At 66.7% G+C, this 16,779-nt stretch carries 20 protein-coding genes; 7 read left to right on the top strand and 13 right to left on the bottom strand.

What is annotated here, in order from left to right; translation table 11 throughout:
* Positions 1-34 precede the first annotated feature (34 nt).
* The 5 genes from AC3WJI_RS03995 to AC3WJI_RS03975 all read right to left on the bottom strand — a co-directional run bounded on the left by AC3WJI_RS03995 (position 35) and on the right by AC3WJI_RS03975 (position 4,696).
* Positions 35-1,045 (bottom strand): alpha/beta hydrolase, encoded by a 1,011-nt coding sequence (locus AC3WJI_RS03995; RefSeq protein ID WP_492755953.1) that lies wholly within the window; start codon positions 1,043-1,045, stop codon positions 35-37.
* A gap of 149 nt (positions 1,046-1,194) precedes the next feature.
* Positions 1,195-2,058: an SDR family NAD(P)-dependent oxidoreductase gene (locus AC3WJI_RS03990; RefSeq protein ID WP_492755994.1), complete on the bottom strand. Its 864-nt coding sequence runs from the start codon at positions 2,056-2,058 to the stop codon at positions 1,195-1,197.
* A 14-nt stretch (positions 2,059-2,072) separates the two neighbouring features.
* Positions 2,073-3,131: an LLM class flavin-dependent oxidoreductase gene (locus AC3WJI_RS03985; RefSeq protein ID WP_492755952.1), complete on the bottom strand. Its 1,059-nt coding sequence runs from the start codon at positions 3,129-3,131 to the stop codon at positions 2,073-2,075.
* Positions 3,132-3,176: 45 nt separating this feature from the next.
* On the bottom strand, positions 3,177-3,920 hold the full coding sequence (locus AC3WJI_RS03980; protein ID WP_492755951.1) for a nuclear transport factor 2 family protein: 744 nt from the start codon (positions 3,918-3,920) through the stop codon (positions 3,177-3,179).
* Positions 3,921-4,033: 113 nt separating this feature from the next.
* Positions 4,034-4,696: a hydrolase gene (locus AC3WJI_RS03975; RefSeq protein WP_492755950.1), complete on the bottom strand. Its 663-nt coding sequence runs from the start codon at positions 4,694-4,696 to the stop codon at positions 4,034-4,036.
* A gap of 141 nt (positions 4,697-4,837) precedes the next feature.
* On the opposite strand from AC3WJI_RS03975, the gene AC3WJI_RS03970 reads away from it, so the two are divergent.
* The 3 genes from AC3WJI_RS03970 (at position 4,838) to AC3WJI_RS03960 (ending at position 7,828) form a co-directional block, all read left to right on the top strand.
* On the top strand, positions 4,838-5,710 hold the full coding sequence (locus AC3WJI_RS03970) for a LysR family transcriptional regulator (RefSeq protein ID WP_492755949.1): 873 nt from the start codon (positions 4,838-4,840) through the stop codon (positions 5,708-5,710).
* Positions 5,711-5,853: 143 nt separating this feature from the next.
* On the top strand, positions 5,854-6,810 hold the full coding sequence (locus AC3WJI_RS03965; protein ID WP_492755948.1) for a zinc-binding dehydrogenase: 957 nt from the start codon (positions 5,854-5,856) through the stop codon (positions 6,808-6,810).
* A gap of 76 nt (positions 6,811-6,886) precedes the next feature.
* A complete protein-coding gene (locus tag AC3WJI_RS03960; RefSeq protein ID WP_492755947.1) occupies positions 6,887-7,828 on the top strand; it encodes an alpha/beta hydrolase in 942 nt (313 codons plus the stop codon).
* On the opposite strand, the gene AC3WJI_RS03955 is transcribed toward AC3WJI_RS03960, so the two are convergent.
* The 5 genes from AC3WJI_RS03955 to AC3WJI_RS03935 form a co-directional block, all read right to left on the bottom strand.
* Positions 7,825-8,367: a hypothetical protein gene (locus AC3WJI_RS03955; RefSeq protein WP_492755946.1), complete on the bottom strand. Its 543-nt coding sequence runs from the start codon at positions 8,365-8,367 to the stop codon at positions 7,825-7,827. The two genes, AC3WJI_RS03960 and AC3WJI_RS03955, sit on opposite strands and share 4 nt — an antisense overlap.
* A complete protein-coding gene (locus AC3WJI_RS03950) occupies positions 8,364-9,365 on the bottom strand; it encodes a zinc-dependent alcohol dehydrogenase family protein (RefSeq protein WP_492755945.1) in 1,002 nt (333 codons plus the stop codon). Before AC3WJI_RS03950 ends, AC3WJI_RS03955 begins: the two co-directional genes overlap by 4 nt.
* 70 nt (positions 9,366-9,435) lie before the next feature.
* Complete coding sequence (locus tag AC3WJI_RS03945; RefSeq protein ID WP_492755944.1) at positions 9,436-9,732, bottom strand: putative quinol monooxygenase; 297 nt, start codon at positions 9,730-9,732, stop codon at positions 9,436-9,438.
* A 60-nt stretch (positions 9,733-9,792) separates the two neighbouring features.
* A complete protein-coding gene (locus tag AC3WJI_RS03940) occupies positions 9,793-10,434 on the bottom strand; it encodes a hydrolase (RefSeq protein ID WP_492755943.1) in 642 nt (213 codons plus the stop codon).
* A gap of 121 nt (positions 10,435-10,555) precedes the next feature.
* Positions 10,556-11,425 (bottom strand): pirin family protein, encoded by an 870-nt coding sequence (locus AC3WJI_RS03935; protein ID WP_492755942.1) that lies wholly within the window; start codon positions 11,423-11,425, stop codon positions 10,556-10,558.
* A gap of 110 nt (positions 11,426-11,535) precedes the next feature.
* On the opposite strand from AC3WJI_RS03935, the gene AC3WJI_RS03930 reads away from it, so the two are divergent.
* Entirely contained in the window at positions 11,536-12,477 is a 942-nt protein-coding gene (locus AC3WJI_RS03930; protein WP_492755941.1) for a LysR substrate-binding domain-containing protein, read from the top strand.
* Between the two features lie 79 nt (positions 12,478-12,556).
* Here the strand turns inward: AC3WJI_RS03930 and AC3WJI_RS03925 are convergent, their stop codons facing one another.
* Positions 12,557-13,162 (bottom strand): TetR/AcrR family transcriptional regulator, encoded by a 606-nt coding sequence (locus tag AC3WJI_RS03925; RefSeq protein ID WP_492755940.1) that lies wholly within the window; start codon positions 13,160-13,162, stop codon positions 12,557-12,559.
* A 267-nt stretch (positions 13,163-13,429) separates the two neighbouring features.
* Between AC3WJI_RS03925 and AC3WJI_RS03920 the strand changes: the two genes are divergently transcribed.
* The 3 genes from AC3WJI_RS03920 (at position 13,430) to AC3WJI_RS03910 (ending at position 15,167) form a co-directional block, all read left to right on the top strand.
* The gene (locus AC3WJI_RS03920; RefSeq protein ID WP_492755939.1) at positions 13,430-13,600 is read left to right on the top strand and encodes a KOW domain-containing RNA-binding protein; all 171 of its coding nucleotides are present in this window, start codon (positions 13,430-13,432) and stop codon (positions 13,598-13,600) included.
* Between the two features lie 24 nt (positions 13,601-13,624).
* A complete protein-coding gene (locus tag AC3WJI_RS03915) occupies positions 13,625-14,713 on the top strand; it encodes an NADPH-dependent F420 reductase (RefSeq protein WP_492755938.1) in 1,089 nt (362 codons plus the stop codon).
* Between the two features lie 85 nt (positions 14,714-14,798).
* The gene (locus AC3WJI_RS03910; protein WP_492755937.1) at positions 14,799-15,167 is read left to right on the top strand and encodes a DUF427 domain-containing protein; all 369 of its coding nucleotides are present in this window, start codon (positions 14,799-14,801) and stop codon (positions 15,165-15,167) included.
* A 49-nt stretch (positions 15,168-15,216) separates the two neighbouring features.
* On the opposite strand, the gene AC3WJI_RS03905 is transcribed toward AC3WJI_RS03910, so the two are convergent.
* Together AC3WJI_RS03905 and AC3WJI_RS03900 are read right to left on the bottom strand one after the other, a co-directional pair.
* On the bottom strand, positions 15,217-15,981 hold the full coding sequence (locus AC3WJI_RS03905) for an SDR family NAD(P)-dependent oxidoreductase (RefSeq protein ID WP_492755936.1): 765 nt from the start codon (positions 15,979-15,981) through the stop codon (positions 15,217-15,219).
* A gap of 38 nt (positions 15,982-16,019) precedes the next feature.
* Complete coding sequence (locus AC3WJI_RS03900; protein ID WP_492755935.1) at positions 16,020-16,718, bottom strand: NADPH-dependent F420 reductase; 699 nt, start codon at positions 16,716-16,718, stop codon at positions 16,020-16,022.
* Between the last annotated feature and the right edge of the window lie 61 nt (positions 16,719-16,779).

Genomic DNA, 16,779 nt, shown 5'->3' with positions numbered 1-16,779 from the left:
AGGTAGCTGGCGGCGCCAGGGGGCATGGCTCGCATCACGACAGTGCCGGCGTGCCGGCGGCCGACTCGTTCCATCGGTTAGCGGCGAAGCGTTGCACTTCCGAGCGCAGCTCGAGATCCTCCGGCGTTCCGCCCCCGAAGCCGCCATGCGGCATAGCCTCGAACACGTGCAGCTCGGTGGGGACCTCGGCCTGCCGCAAGGCCCGGTGCAGGCGGGCTGCGTTCGAGAGGAAGAGGTCGCGCGTGCCCGTCTGCAGGAAGACTGGGGGGAGTCCGCGCAGGTCGCCGTATAGCGGTGACAGATGGGGATCGGTCAGATCCGCTCCGTCAGCGTAGAGCAGGTTGCCGCGCATCATGGATCGGGGAAGAACCACGTCCGCCATCTGATTCAGCGCGAAGCTGTCGCCTGATTCGGTGAGGTCGACCTGTGGAGACAGGAGGATCGCGCCCGCTGGCATCGGAAGGCGCTCGCTACGGGACCTAAGGAGCATGGCGAGAGCGAGGTTCCCGCCGGCCGATCGGCCCACCACGACGATGTCGTCGGGGCGATGACGCTGGAGGACGAAGCGATAGCCCGACATGCAGTCGTCGAGCGCCGCCGGATAGGGGTGTTCGGGCGGCGTGCGGTAGTCGATGCCGTAGCAGAGCTCGCCATGCTGGTCGGCCAGGGATCCCGCGCCATGTCGGCAGGCTTCGCCGCCGCCGAACACGAAGCCGCCTCCGTGCAGGTCGATGATCGCGCGCCCCGACGATCGCTCAGGTGACGCGATATGCACGAGACCGTCGCCGACCGTCACCGTTTCTACGCTCGAGCGGATTTCTCCCGACAACCCCTTCAGCGCTGCGGCGTAGCGTGCGTTGGCTGCGGACTTCATGGCCGCCCATGCGTCGAGGTCCGTCGGGTCGGGAAGCTCGTGCAACGCGTTCAAGGGGACGCCATCCTCCCCCACCGCCCGCTCGAGCGCAGCGCGTGCGGAATCTGAGATCGAACTCGGGAAAGGTAGGAGGCGCTGCGGCAGCTGCACGCCCTGGCCTGGATGGTTCATGTCTGCTCCTGCTTGTGCGTGATCGTTCTAATATTCTGTCGATTGCCCCCTCCGCGCGCATCGCTGGCGTCCCGGCAGCGGCGCCTCACGCCGAACGGACAGACGCACTCTGCCTCGCTCGGCATCGAATCCGTGAAGCTGCGCATGGTTCAACTTCGAGGGAATGGACGAAGCGGGTCGAGCATCTTGAGGTCGGAGCTGCGTGCGCCTGCGGACATCCCCACTCCACCGGATGCGATCGCGGCGCGCGACCGCGCAGGCATCTCCTCCGCGATCTCGACTAGGCGCGCTGCGGCGGCGGCCAGGTCCGACCCTGTCGATTGTAGTTGGTTCCGGCTGTCGACGAACGCGCCGAACGTTCGGCCGTAGAGCTCCCGCTGTATGGTCGACATTGTGGACGCCATCCTGGCCGCTGCCGTCACTGACCACGCATATTCGGACGTTTCGATATTGGCGGCGGTGACGACGACCACGTCGACGCCGAAGGGCTGCAGTTCGACGCGGTAGATGTCCGAGAACGTCTCCAGCGCGGAAGCCGCGGCGGCCGCCGATCCCGTGAACGCCAGCGGGCGTCCGGCCTCCCACGCGCTCACCTGCACGATGCGGCCCCTCGCCAATCGGAGAGCGGGGAGGAACGCGTTGGCGACCGAGAGCGCCCCGAACACGCTCACTTCGAACTCGTGCCTGACCAGATCGAGCGGCAGCATCTCGATCGGGCCGGGGGTCGCCAAGCCTGCGATGTTGATCAGGATGTCGAGGCCTGCCGTGCCCAGCGCGTCCGATACGCCTCCGGCCCAGGCTTTCACGTGATCGGCGTTGGTGACGTCGCAGACCGCCAGGCTGACGCGGCCGCCGGATGCGGCCCTGAGCTCTTGGGCCTCGGTGGCGCTTCCCGCCGTGCCGAACACAATGCAACCCGCAGCGGCGAAGGCTAGCGCGACTTCGCGTCCGAGGTCCGCGCCGGCCCCGGTGACCGCGACGGAACGGCAGCGACGGGCGGAGGAGCCTGCGATGGCGCGTCTCCCGCTCAGTTGCGTTCAGCGCTGGAGCGAGCATGTTCCCAGGCACGGACGGCCGGCGCGACGTCGGTGCCAAGAAGCTCGATCGAGCGCTTCATGGCCGCGGTCTCAAGCGAGGCGGTGCTCATCTGGAACGTGACGCGGGCGAGCCCTCCGAGGACGTCGTCGGCACGCCGGATCTTCTCGGCGACTGTCTCGGGACTGCCGATGAGGAAGGCTCCGTCCGGTCCGGCCATCTCGTCGAACTGTCGGCGTGTCGGCGGGGACCAACCGCGCTCGCGCCCGACCTTGCCCGTGAGATGGGCCCATCCGGGGAAGAACGCGTTCCGTGCGGCGGCGTCCGTCTCACCGACGAAGCCCATCGCGTGCACGCCGACCTTGAGCATACTGGGATCGTGCCCCGTTCGCCTTCCCGCCTCGCGATAGAGATCAACGAGGGGGCGGAAGCGTTCGAAGGCGCCGCCGATGATCGCTACCATCAGCGGGAGCCCGAGTAGACCCGCGCGAACGAAGGACTGCGGGGTGCCGCCGGCACCGAGCCAGACTGGGAGGCGCGGCTGGTGCGGCCGGGGGAAGACGCCCTGTCCGGCCAGGGGCGGGCGGAACCGTCCGCGCCAAGTGATGCTGGTCTGCTCTCCGAGCTTCAGGAAGAGTTCGAGCTTTTCGGCGAAGAGGTCGTCGTATTCCGCGGCGTCCAGGCCGAACAGCGGGAAGGCCTCGACAAACGAGCCGCGCCCGACGGTGACCTCGGCGCGGCCCCGGGAGATGAGGTCGAGCGTGGCGAACTCCTGGAACACCCGGACCGGGTCTGCCGCGCTCAGCACTGTCACCGCGCTGGTCAGCCGGATGCGCTCGGTGCGGGCAGCGGCCGCGGCGAGGATGACCGCCGGGGCCGAATCCAGGAACTCGGACCGGTGGTGCTCGCCGATGCCGAAGACGTCTAGCCCGACCCTGTCGGCCACCTCGACCTCCTCGAGGAGATCGGCCATGCGGTCCGTTGCCTCCGGAAGCCTCCCGTCGGAAGGATCGGGCAGGATGGCCGCGAAGCTGTCGATGCCGATCTCCATCTGTGTTCCCTCAACGCATTCGTGTCGGTGATTGTGCCGGCACCCCTAGCCTGCGACGGTGTCGTTCTCGCGCTCGCGCTCCTTGGGGTCGAACATCGCGATGCCGCCCAGGGCTTTTCCGACCGGCACCTCGTCCTGCAGCACGTCCCAGTGCTCCGCCAGCTTTCCGTCCGCGACCCGGAAGATATCGACGACTACCTGCGGAGTGGCCGCCCAGCCGCGGATGCGGCCGTGGATCGCGACGAAGTCTCCCTCCGCCACGATCAGGCCGGGTTCGTAGAAGACCTCCTCCGAAAGCCCCGCCACCAATGACTGCAGCGCGTCCCGCCCCTGCGGGATGCTCGGATTGTGCTGCACGTAGTCGGCGGCGTAGAGCCGCTCCACCGAGGCCGCGTCGCGTCGTTGGAACAGCGAGGTCATCGCATCCAGCACGAGCGCCTTGTTGCGGCGGGGGAGGTCATCGGCGGCAGTATCGGCCCGCCGCGTCACCGTGATCGGTCCGGACATGCGTATGAACTCGCCGCCGGGCAAAGTGGCGTAGGAATGGATCACCGAGCGGTCGAAATCCGGGACGTTTGTGACGGTCGCGCCGTCCTTCTCCTGCCAACTCACGGCGAAGATGCCACTGCCGAGCGGCAGGACCTGGATGTCGACCTCCTCCGTCTTCGCGAACGGTCCTTCTTTGATCTCGAAGCGCAGCTGCGTCGTCGATTTCAGTGTCAGGCTCACACTGAACGCGGGGTAGGTGACGTCCATTTGCTGGCCGACGGGGAAGCGATCGAGCGACACGTTCTTGCTCCTGGGTTCGAGGAATGGACCCCAGCCGCGGGTCGGGGGGAGTGCGGCCGGGGTCGGCGACGGGCGAGCAGGTGATCTCGAGCGATCACCGCCGCCCGCCGAGGTCAGGCGCCGACAGCCGGAGCAGTGGGCACGGGCGTGTTCAGGAGCTGCTGTTCCCAGAGGAACGCGATTCCGCTGCCGACCGCGTGCTCGACGATCACCTCGGTGATCGGCACGGCCGTCTCCATCCGCGCCCAGTCGCGCTGCCACTCGGCGGCGACGGCCAGCCACGTCATCACGTTTGCGCCCGCGCCGATCATCCGCTGGATGGCGACCTGGTGCGCCTCGACCGAGGTGCCGCCGGACGCGTCGGTGACGACCGTCACGTCCCAGCCCTCGCCGAGCGCCTGGATCGCCGGCATGGCCACGCAAACCTCGGTCCACAGGCCAGCCAGGATCAGCTGCTTGCGTCCGGTTGCTTTGACGACGTCCACGACCTTGGGGTCCTCCCAGGTGTTGATGAACGTGCGGTCGATCACCTCCTGATCGGGGAAGACGTTCGTGATCTGAGGGAAGATTACGCCGCCGCGCTCGGCGACGACGCTCGTCAGGATCGTGGGCACGTTGAAGGCCTTGGCCGCCTTGGCGAGGCCGACCGCGTTGTTCACCGCGATCTGCGGATCGTGGCTGTTGAGATTGGCGAGCTGATAGGGCTGGTGGTCGATCAGGACCACCACCGAATCCTCGGGGCGGAGCAGTGAATCGAGGCCGTTGCGGAAAGTCATAGGGTGTCCTCTGCTGTTGTCGTCCGAGCTGTTGCCGAAACAAGCGCCGCTGTCGCGCTGTCGGACGGGACATTGCCATTCCGCTTCCCGTAGCGGTAGCATGCGGAAACGACACGCTGTGTCGCAGTACGAGGAACGCTGATGGACATCGAGGAACTGCAGACCTTCGTCGAGGTTGCCGACGCCGGTGGGGTGACGCCCGCCGCGCGCAGGCTGGGGGTGTCGAAATCGATCGTCAGCCGGCGCCTCGCTCGTCTGGAAAGCGACCTCGGCATCCAGCTGCTGGCGAGGTCGACGCGGGGGGCGGCCCTGACGGAGGCGGGCGCAACTTTCCGGGACTACGCCGCGAAGGTCTTCGCCGAGATCGACATCGCGAGGGAGACGATATTGCCGGCGGGCGAGCTCCGCGGCAGGCTCCGCGTCGCCGCCCCGCTTTCATTCGGTCCCGACCACCTCGCGCCGGTGATCGCGGAGATGGCGCGCCGGCATCCCCAGCTCCATGTGCACACGTGCTACACCGATCGCTTCGTCGATCTGATCTCCGAGGGCTACGATTGCGCCATCCGGATAGGATACCTCCAAGATTCAAACCTGATCGCTCGGCGCGTCGGCCCGATCCACGGCAAGCTCGTCGCGAGCCCTGGCTACATCGAGGCGCACGGGGCGCCGGAGACGCCGGACGAGCTGCTCGAGCACGAGGCGCTGATGCAGGGCACCGAGAGTTGGCAGTTCCTCGACGGAGAACAGACCGTCACCGTCCGGCCGCAGGGGCGTTTCAAAGCGGACAACGGAACCGCTCTCGCCGCCGCGGCCGCGGCTGGCCTCGGGATCGCCTATCTGCCGGACGGGCTCCTCAATGCATATCTGGAGACCGGGCGGCTGGTGCCCATCATGTCGCGCTATCCGCCGCCGACGGCGGGCATCTACGTGATCCGCCCGCCCGCCCAGCAGCCGGTCCGGAAGGTCCGAGTGCTCACCGAGATGCTGATCGAGTGCTTCGACTCCGCGCCCTGATCGCTTGATGCGCAGCTGGGCTCGAGCGCTCTGGCTCTCTCCCTGCGTGCTCTGTTCCCCTGTAAGCGACACACCGTAGCGTTAGGGGCAACTACCGATAAGTCCCAGGCAGACCACCTACGGACCGAGAGGTGATTGCGGCCATGCGTGCAGTGACGATCATTGGCGGCCCTGGCGAGCAACGGTTCGCCATCGGCGAGTTCGACGAGCCTACCCCGGATGTCGGCGAGGTGGTCGTGGCGGTGAAGGCGATCTCGCTCAACAATGGCGAGGTCAGAGGCGCCCTGTCGGCGCCTGCCGGTTACCGGCCGGGCTGGGACTTAGAAGGCCACGTCGAGGCCGCACCGCGCGGCTCCGGCTTCTCCGTGGGCGAGCGGGTCGTCGGCCTCAAGTTCGAGGGAGCGTGGGCCGAGCGCGTCGCCGTGCCGCCCGAATTCCTCGGCTCCCTACCGGACGATGTCGGTTTCGAGGCTGCGTCCGTCTTGCCGGTCGCGGGCATGACCGCGACGCTTGCCCTCTCCAAGAAGCGGCTGGCTCCGGGGAGCCGGGTTCTCGTAACCGCCGCGACGGGCGGTGTCGGGATGCTCGCGATCCAGCTTGCGGCGGCGGCGGGGGCCCAAGTGACCGCGTTCGTGCGACGCGCGGAGGACGCCAGGTCGCTCGAGGGCCTGGGAGCTCAGTTCGTGGCCATCGGCGAGGCGCAGGCCGCGGCGCACGGCCCCTTCGATCTCATTCTCGAAGGCGTCGGTGGCGGCTTGCTCGGCCGCGCGCTCTCATGGCTCTCCTCGGGCGGGGTCTGCGTCCAGTTCGGCGACGCGGGTGGGGACGAGCTGACCACGTTCAATGCCAAGTCCTTCCGCCTCGGTCCCGGAGGAATGTTCGGCGGCACCTCGCTCTACGGTTTCTTCCTCGGCGAGGAGCTCACGCGACCAGGCGGGCCCTCGGCCAGAAAGATACTGACCGGTCTCGCCGACAGCCTGCGCACGGGGCAGCTGCACCCGGCCATCAGCGCGACGGCGTCCTGGCGCGACGTCAACGAGATGTCGCGGTCCCTCCTGTCGAGGCGCTTCAAGGGCAAGGCGGTGCTGCGCATAGACTGAGCCGGGGTCGCGATGGTGCCGCGACAACGAGCGGCACCAGCAGGGCGTCACGGTTCTTGATCAGAAGGAGGTTCTCATGGAGTTTGAGCTGCAGCGCGTCGCCTTTAAGAGCGAAGGGAGGGAGGTGGTCGGCCACCTGCGCATCCCGACGGATGGCGGCGGACGCCGTCCCCTTCCCGCCGTCGTGGTCGTCGGACCTGGCAGCAGCGTTAAGGAGCAGGCCGGCGCGGTCTACGCGGAGAAGTTGGCGCAGAAGGGCTACACGTCCCTCGTCTTCGACCCGTCCTACCAGGGCGAGAGCGCTGGCGAGCCGCGGGATCTGGAGGATCCGTCCGCCCGGATTGAGGACGTTCGGAGCGGGGTCGACTTCCTGATGACGCTGCCCTTCCTCGACGAGGGGGCGATCGGGCTGCTCGGCATATGCGCCGGCGGAGGATATGCCGTCAGCGCGGCGATGATCGAGCGTCGCTTCAAGGCGGTCGGGACGGTGGTGGCCAATGATATCGGCTCGGCTTTCCGACGAATGTCCCAGCAGGCGGGTGGCTTGGATGCCATGCTCGCGGAGGTCGGGAGGCTGCGCACCGCCGCAGCGCGCGGTGGGGAGCAGCGGCGGGTGGCTTGGCTGCCGAGTGCCGAGGAGGCTCGCGCCGCCGGCATCGAAGATCCAAGTTTGCTGAACGCCATCGACTACTATGACGAGCGCGGACGCAGCGACTCCCGAAGCAACCAGCGGCTGTCCATCAGCGACGCGCTCCTCGCCGGCTACGACGCCTTCCACCTCGCCGGTGAGCTGCTCGTGCAGCCACTGCAGGTGATCGTGGGCGGCAGGCTCGGCACCACCTTCTCCTACGAGGGAAGCAAGTCGCTATGGGAGAGGGCGAGAAACCGCAGGGACTTCGTGGTCATAGACGGAGCGGATCACTACGACCTCTACGACCGCCCGGAATATGTGGACCAGGCCGTCGAGAGCCTCGTCGCCCTCTACGACGCGCACCTGAGGACGCCGGCCGGAGGCTAGTGGAACCTCGGCGTGCCAACCGCCAAGCGGAGCCAGCGGCGCTCCAGGGTGCTGACCACCAATCCCATGACAGCGCCGGCGCAAAAGGCAGGGATCGCCATGAAGCGCACCTGCTCCAGCCATGGGACCGGGCTTGCGTCCGGCATGAAGAGCGCCTGATAGGCCATCGTCGCGGCGGTGCCGGCCACTTGACCTAGAATGGCGCCCGCCGCCGCGATGCGCACGCCGCTTCGTAGGCGCCGGGCAATCAGCACTGCCAGCGGGTAGCACATCATGACGGCAGGGAGGATGAGGACGGTTGCACCCACCGTCAGCGCGACGAGCGTGATGACGATCGCGAAGGCCGCTAGTGGGGCCTGATCCGGAAGAACACCGGGTTCAGCCGACATGACCAGGATGAAGGACTCGGCCGCTCCCGCCGCCGCGCAGGCAGCCCCGGATGCCGCCACGACGCCGATAAGGTGGTGGCGAAGCGCTCGACTGGTCCGGCTCGACGAAGGCCGTCGTCTGTCTGGCGCATTGACCAACTCGTTGATCACAGACTGGGAAGCTCGACTGTCTCGCCGACGACGTCAATCGCGACCTTGCCCCGCAATCCTCGGGCGCCGCCCGCCTCGAGCAACTCGTGCGCCTCGCCGATCCGCGCCAGGGGTAGCACGGCGCCGACGACCGGCTTGATCAGCCCGCGCTCCACGAGGTTCGTCAGGGCGTCGAGCTTGCCTCGGTTCTGCCGCGTGAAGACGAAGTGGTAGGCTGCGTTCTTGCTCCATGCCTCGATCAGGTTCTGCGGCTGCGCGATGTCGACGATGCTGACCACGCGGCCGGCATCGGCCAGCACGAGCGGGCTCCGGGTCAGGGCGTCTCCACCCACCGTGTCGAAGACGACGTCCAGTCCCTGGCCTTCGGTCAGGTCGGACACGGCGGATACATAGTCTTCCGCGGTATGGTCGATCACCTCGTCCGCGCCGAGCGCGCGTACGAAATCGTGGTTCGCGCGGCGTGCGGTTGCGAGCACCCGCGCCCCCATCGCCTTGGCGAGCTGTATCGCCACCGATCCCACTCCGCCAGCACCGCCGTGGATGAGGATCGTTTCCTGGACGCCGAGCTGTGCGCGGGTGACGAGCGCCTCCCAAACCGTGCCGCCGACCAGCGTGAGGCTGGCCGCCTCGATGTGCGTGGTGTTGCGGGGCTTGCGTGCCACCAAGTCTACATCCGCTACGTGCTGCTCTGCGTAGGAACCGGGTCCGCCGAAGATCTTCGGGGTGTAGTAGACCTCGTCCCCGACTTCGAACTCGCGCACGTCCGACCCTGTTTCCTCGATCACGCCTGAGACGTCGTGGCCGATGATGGCGGGCAGGGGCACGTAGTCGGAATAGTCGCCGCGCCGGATCTGGTAGTCGAGGGGGTTGATTGCGGTTGCGTGGACGCGCACCCGGACCTGCCTCGGCCCGACGCCTGGCACGGTTACTTCGCGCAGTTCGAAGGCGTCGTATCCGCCGAACGAGTCGAGGACGACGGCCCTCATGGTGTTGGCCATTGATTGGCTCCTTCGCGGACTGACTAATTAGATGGCTGGTTGACCGATGGCGCTGATTCCTCCGGTTACGCTAGACGACCCGCTTGAGGGTCAGTGCGAATTCCGTCGTCTCGACGTTCTTCACGCCGTGCGCGTGGAAGTGCTGGATGTGAGGCCCGTGTTCGTGATGTTTCATGCGGGTCTCGACCGAGGTCCATTCCTCGATGAACACGAAGCGTCCCGGCTCATCGATCCGCTCTAGCAGATCGTAGCGGATGTTGCCGTCCTCGCCTCGCGAGGGCTCGACGAGCACGCTCAGGTCGCGACGCAGCTCGTCCTCCTTGCCCGCCACCGCCTTCAGCGCGACGACCACCACCAGTTCGCTCATGGGTTATTCTCCTTGCGGTTGGGCGGCAACGGCCCCTGCCGTCGCCGCCCGGTCATCGTGTCAGGCCGCGCCGGCTTCCTGGGCCTTCTCGGGATTGAAGCCGTCGGAGCTCTGGAAGACATCCATGAAGCCCGGGACGGTTTTTTCGCGGGCCCAGTCGCGCTGCAGCTCGCAGTAGAGCTGGACGCGGCTGATCAGCTTGCCGCCCGCCTGCTCGATGCGGCGCAGCGCCGCCTCGTGCGCGGCGACCGAGGTGCCGCCGACCGCATCGACGGGCACGTAGACCTCGTAGCCCTCCTGGATCGCGTCGAGCGCGGGGAACGTTAGGCAAGCCTCCGTCCAGAGCGCGGTCATGATGAACTTGCGCCGTCCGAGCGCCTTCACCGCGTCCTTGAAGCCGGTGTCCTCCCAGCTGTTGATGGAGGTGCGATCGTAGGTCGGCAGGTCGCCGATCACGTCCTGCAGCTCCTGGATCGGCGGCTTGTTGCGGCCGGTCTGGACGTTGACGGTCGAGTGGATGATCGGGACCCCGAAGTTCACCGCCGCCTTGGTCGTGCTGACGATGTTGAACACCAGCTCGTCGCGCGGCATCGAACGGATCGACGACACCTGGATCGGCTGGTAGTCGATGATGATGAGGGCCGAGTTCTCCGGGGTGAGGAGGTGGTCCGTATGCGGATTGCGTATCGTCTCGCTTGCCATGCTCGTGGTTCCTTCGTGTTACTGCGCTGGGATGGGCGCGCGGCCCTGGTCGAGCGGACGTGCTAGCGCGCGCCCCGTCCGCAGAAGGAGGGGGTCGGTCCTCGCGGGACTCACCCCTCGATCACGCTGGCACCGTGACGAACCGGCCCCGGTTGAAGTCCTCGGCGGCCTGGCGGATCTCCGCCTCGGTGTTCATCACGAACGGACCGTAGCCCACGATCGGCTCGTCGATCGGCTCGCCGGTCAGGACGAGAAACTGGGCGTCGTCGTCCGCGTGGATGGAGACCGTGCTGCCCTTGCGGTCTAGGAGCAGCATCTGAGCCTCGGTGGCCGCGTGGTCGTCGCCGACCGTGACCCGGCCCGCGAGCACCACGATCATCGAGATGTGTCCTTCCGGCAGCTCGAGTTGGGCTGTCGCGCCTCGCCGCTGCCACACGTCCCAGACATTGATTGGAGTGAAGGTGCGTGCCGGCCCAGTGGTGCCGCGGTAGCCCCCCGCGATCACGCGGACCCTTCCCGCGCCGCCCGGCAGCGGCATCTCGGGGATGTCCGCCTTGAGAATGCCCTGATAGTCGCCCGGCGCCATCTTGTTCCTGGCGGGCAGGTTGACCCAGAGCTGCACCATGCGGAACGGCCCGCCCGTCTTCGCGAAGAAGGGGGAATGATATTCCTCGTGGATGATGCCGCCGCCCGCGGTCATCCACTGCACGTCGCCGGGACCGATGACGCCGCCGTTGCCCGCGGAGTCCCGGTGCTCGACCTCGCCGTCGTAGACGATCGTCACGGTCTCGAACCCGCGATGAGGATGCTTGCCGACGCCACGACGCCGCGTCGTCGGCGCGAACTCGTGCGGCCCGGCGTAGTCGAGCAGGAGGAATGGGCTGATGTGCGCGCCCATCGTGTCGTAGGAGAAGAGCGATCGCACCGGGAAGCCGTCGCCGACCCAGTGCCGCCGCTCGTTCCCGTATCTGCCCAGCACCTTCTTGCGCATCGTGATCCTCCGGCCTCGCGGGATCGCCGCATCGACGGTGGCGGATCTATCGCCGCGACGAATCCTCCGAAAGATTGCCTGCGGAGACGCAGCGTCCTACATGCAGGACGATGCAGGACCTGAATGACCTCTACTATTTCGCGGCGGTCGTGGACCACGGCGGGTTCTCGTCCGCGGGCCGCGCGCTGGGTGTCCAGAAGTCGCGGCTGAGCCGGCGCGTGCTGCTCCTTGAGGAACGGTTGGGCGCCCGCCTCCTCAACCGCTCCTCCCGCCGCTTCTCCGTCACGGACGTCGGGCGGGAGTTCTACGATCGCTGCGTCGCCATGATCATCGAGGCGGAGGCGGCGGAGCAGGTGGTCGCCAAGCTGCAGGCTGAGCCGAGGGGCCTTGTGCGGATGAGCTGTCCCACTGCCCTGCTGTCCTTCCAGTTCGGCGAGCTCGTCGCCCGCTTCATGATGGAGCACCAGGGGATCCAGGTGCAGCTTGAGAGCACAAACCGTCGGGTTGACGTGATCGCCGAAGGGTTCGACCTGGCGATCCGAGTCCGCTTCCCTCCGCTGGAGTCGACCGACCTCGTCATGCGGCGGCTCGACGATAGCTCCCAGTGCCTCGTCGCGTCGCCTTCGCTGGTCGGCGGCAGGACGATCCGTTCGCCCGCAGACCTTACCGCCGTGCCCAGCCTCGATCAGGCACGGCCTCACCGTGAACATGCCTGGGAGCTGCATCACGCGGACGGGCAGGCGGCGGTCGTGCCGCACGTGCCGCGTCTCGTTACGGACGACATGTCCGTCCTGCGGGATGCGGCCGCCGCAGGTGTCGGCGCCGTGCAATTGCCGACGGTGTTCATATGGGATGACGTTAGGACGGGACGCCTCGTCCACGTCCTTCCGAACTGGCGGCCGCGCGCGGGACTCGTGCATGCAGTCTACCCGTCACGCCGCGGCCTGCTCCCATCCGTCCGCGCGCTCGTAGATTTCCTCGCGCGCGAGTGTGCGGTGCAGCGCGCGCAGGCCGATGAGATCCTGCCACCCGCCCCGGAACGACGTGACTGAGGCCCGCAGTTTCGGGTGGCGCTTCCGCCTCAATTAGAGGCTCGGGAGCCTCGACCGGGCACGTGATGGTAGTTGCCTTTCAGTCCGGGACGAAAAGCGCAGCTATTGCGGTTTTCAGCACGCCGGCTTCCACTTGCAGCTGGAACATTTCGGTCGGCAGGGCTCGCTGGACGGCCAGTCCATCCAGGACGGCGAGTATGTAGTTCGCACGAGGTGTGTTGTCGCCGCGCGGCAGGGCACCTTCCTCAATGAGTATCGACAACCAGGACTTCACGCGGTGAGCGGCCTGCCGCCGCATCTCTAGATAGCCCAACCGATGGTCCGGCTTCGCCTGAGGGTCGATAAAGGCCTGGAAGATCTCCGCCCACGCCTTTCGGGCGTCGTCACCGACGCCGAGCGGATTGAGCATTTGCATGCAGCATTCGATGAGGCGTTCGCTCGCTGGCACGGAGCAATCTCGGATTCGCTCGTCTGGCAGCAGCTCTTCGTATAGCGACGAGAAGACCGCATCGAGCAGCTCCCGCTGAGTAGGGAAGTGGTGTCGAAGGGTGCCCATTCCGACGCCCGCTCTCCCGGCAACGGCGCGGACGCTCACGCGCGAGTTCTCGCCTTCGCGGGCGAGCGCCATCGCCGCGGCCAATATCCGTTGCCTGGTCGAGGGCGTCTTAGGGCCTTCCAAGATCATTTCCAGACAAAGTTAGCACAGCGTGCTACGAGGGACTAGCACACTGTGCTAGTCGGTGCTATGGACTGTCGTGAGGATCGGCCATCAGAGGACACGTCGCTGTTTACCTCGAACCGGCTTCGCGTTGCTTCAGCCGCGATCGCGCTTACGGCCGCGGCCGCTTTGATCGCATGCAATCCCGACCCGGCGTCGCGAGCGTCTTCGCGGCCGAGCCCGGTCATGGAGCGACCTACAAAACATTTGCCGCTACTTCGAAGGAGCAACGCGATGGACGAGTTCAAAGTTGGCGACACCGTAAAGATCACCGGTTCCGTGATGCCTGGCAGTGTCGGGACGATCGTTTCGAAGGACGACGAGCGTCAGAAGTATCTGGTGCGCGTTACAGGCGAAATCCAGAACTACTATCCTGCGCAGGAGCTTGAACTTTTCCAACCGTAAGCACCGGGTCGTTCTGGAAGGGATATGTCCCTCAGACCGGAGTTGGCCTGTCGCTTGGCACCGAGATCGCGGCCGCGATACGGCTGTTCCAGATGCATTTTCCGCTTCTCGGTCGCGACGCAATCGACACCACCATCGAGGCCCTTTTGTTGTCTCTCGGAACAACGGTCAGTTGCTCATCTGACCGGCTTCAACCGAGCAATCCCAGCCATATTTCCTGCATGCCGTCTGGCCGCGCCCCGCAGCCAGTCGAGTGCGACGAAGCGATGCCGCGCCGGCTCGCTCTCGCCGCTATCTCTCATGAAGGAAACGACGTTGACGCAGACTATCGGAATCATCGGCTCCGGCCTCGTCGGCAAGGCGGTCGCCCGCCTCGCGACGGCAGCCGGCTACAAAGTGGTCATCAGCAATTCCCGCGGCGCGGACACCATCGAGGACTTGGTTGCGGAGCTCGGTCCGCTTGCGAGCGCCGGTTCCACCGAGGAAGCCATCGCGGCGGGCGACATCGTCACACTCTCGATCCCCATCGCCGCCTCCGAGCAGCTGCCGGCTGGCAAGTTCGCGGGCAAGGTCGTGCTCGACCAGACGAACTATTACCCCGCATTCGGCAGTAACGAAGTCCTCGACAAAGGGGAGCTGACGTCCAGCGAGCTGGTCCAGCGACGTCTGCCGGGGGCTAAGGTCGTCAAGGGCCTTCATAACCTCAGCTGGCTCCACATGAAGGCCAACGCGACGTCCAAAGGCTCGGCGAATCGCACGACGCTGCCGATCGCGGGCGACGACGCCGGCGCGAAGCAGGCGGTGACCGCGTTCTTCGACGATATCGGCTTCGATGCCATCAATGCGGGCTCGCTCGCGGACAGCTGGCGCATCGAACCGAGCACGCCGATCTACTTCTGGGCCTATGCTCCGACGGTAGATCTGCAAGCGACCGGCCCGGAAGCCGAGCGCGCCTACACGCAGCCCGGCACGCCCGTGTCGCGGGAGGATGCCCAGCGCCTCATCGACGAGGCGGAACGCCCGTCGCCGATCGGCGGCACGTTTGAGGGCATGCCGCAGGTCCATGTCGATCTGTTCATGGCGCAGGCGAGCGCCGATACTGTCAAACAGTGATTGTCCCCGGCCGGGCGCTTGCGAAGATGCCCGGCCGACGGAACCCCCGCATCTCAAAATGGGGTGCGGGTTCGAGGAGAAGAACATGCAAGGTGGAAGAAAGCCCGGCCCCGATCATCCGATCACCATCGAGCCGGCGGCCAAGAAGGTCGTCGTGACGCTGGGAGGAGCGACGCTCGCCGAGAGCCGCAACGCGCTGCTGCTCAACGAGGCCAGCCTGCCCCCGGTCTACTATATCCCGCGCGACGAGATCGCGATGGATCAACTGGAGCGCAGCAAGACGAGCACGCACTGCCCGTACAAGGGAGACGCGAGCTATTTCAGCGCCCGGGACGGGGGCGCCAAAGATGTCGCATGGTCATACGAGGATCCGTTCGACCACATGCCGGAAATCAAGGACCACCTCGCGTTCTATCCGGACCGTGTGGACGCGATCGAGGTTTCGGAGGGCTGACAGCGCGGGTCAGGTGGCGCCGGGTGTCGCCGACCTGACCCGCTGCCCGCTAGAGCTTGAAGCCGCCGCTCGCCTCGATCACCTGGCCGGTGATCCACCGGCCTTCTTCGGAGGCGAGGAAGGCGATCACGGCGGCGATGTCCGCCGTCTCGCCGAACCTCCCGAGCGCGGTGTCGGCCTCGATGCTCTTCACGACATCGGCATTCTCGCGGACGGCTGCGTTCATGTCCGTGCGGACCCAGCCCGGTGCGACAGCGTTCACCGTGACGCCGCGCGGTCCCAACTCTATCGCGAGGGCATGGGTGAGGTTGTTGATCGCCGCCTTGGCCATTGAGTAGATCGGCACCATCGGTAGCGGGCGCGATCCCAGCGCGGAGGAAATGTTGATGATGCGCCCCCCGTCGGACAGGCGGCTGACTGCGGCCTGCGTCACGAAGAACGGCGCGCGGGCGTGAACGGCGAACATCGTGTCCCAGCTCTCGGGTGTCGCATCATCGAGCCCGCCCCAGCCCGAATTGCCGGCGTTGTTGACGAGGATGTCTAGCGATCCGCCGCCGCGCTTGGCGAGTTCCTGGTCGAGCGCATCGAACAGCGTCGGGATCGACCCCGCATCGGCGAGGTCCGCGCGCAACGCGAAGGCGTGCCCGCCGGAGCGCTCGATCGCCTGTACCGCATCCTCGGCGCCGTCCATGCTCGCGTTATAGGTGAGCGCTACCGTCGCGCCCTCGCGCGCCAGGCGTTCGGCAATGGCGCGGCCGATGCCACGCGAGCCTCCGGTCACAAGCGCGATCTTCCCTTCGAGAGACTTCGACATAGAATTTCCTTTCGACGATGTGTTGGTTGAGGGCATCTTCAGGCGATGCGGTCACGGATGACGGGGCCGGGATTCGCCTCGACGAGCGTCAGCGCCAATCGGACGAGGTCGGAATCGCCGCCGAATTCATGCTCGGCGATGTGATGAAGGAGGACGCCGAGCTGCTCGATTTGGCGAGCGACGGCGAGCGGACCGGCGTTGACGGGCTGAAACCCGGCGTCTTCGATCAGCCCGCGCGCGATCCTGCCTGCCGCCGCGTCGTCGCCCGCATAGAAGACGCTCGGACGGGCCGCGGCACCCGTCCACGCCGCGCGTTCGAGCACCGGGGCCGCCACTGTGCTGAACGCCTTGACGACGCGCGCTTTGGGCAGGCGCCGCTGCAGGTCCTCGGCGGTCGAGCTGTCGCGCATGAAGTCGCGGTCGTGGAAGTGCTGGAAGTCCGGGGTGACTCCCAGTGGGTTCATCGTCTCGATGACGACCTTGCCGTCGAGCGTGTCGCCGACCGCGTCGACGATTGCGGCGACGCGCGGCCAATAGACCGAGAAGAGGACGATCTCGCCGGCCTCCGCCGCCTCCCGGATCGACGCAAGTCTCGCGCGACCGCCGAGTTCGTCGATTAGCGGCGCCAGTTTGCGGTCCTCGCCGTCCTTGGCGACGATAAGTTCGTGTCCGGCCTCCGTCCATGCCCGGGCGAGCCGGCTGCCGATGTTGCCCGTGTTCAATATGCCGATCTTCACTGTGCTTCCTCATATGTTGGAAGCACGAGATGGAGATGCGGACAGACTTGAATAATCTTTG

Source organism: Sphingomonas sp. FW306-1B-B10E (assembly GCF_058782005.1).
This window is presented reverse-complemented; position numbering and strand designations above follow the sequence as displayed.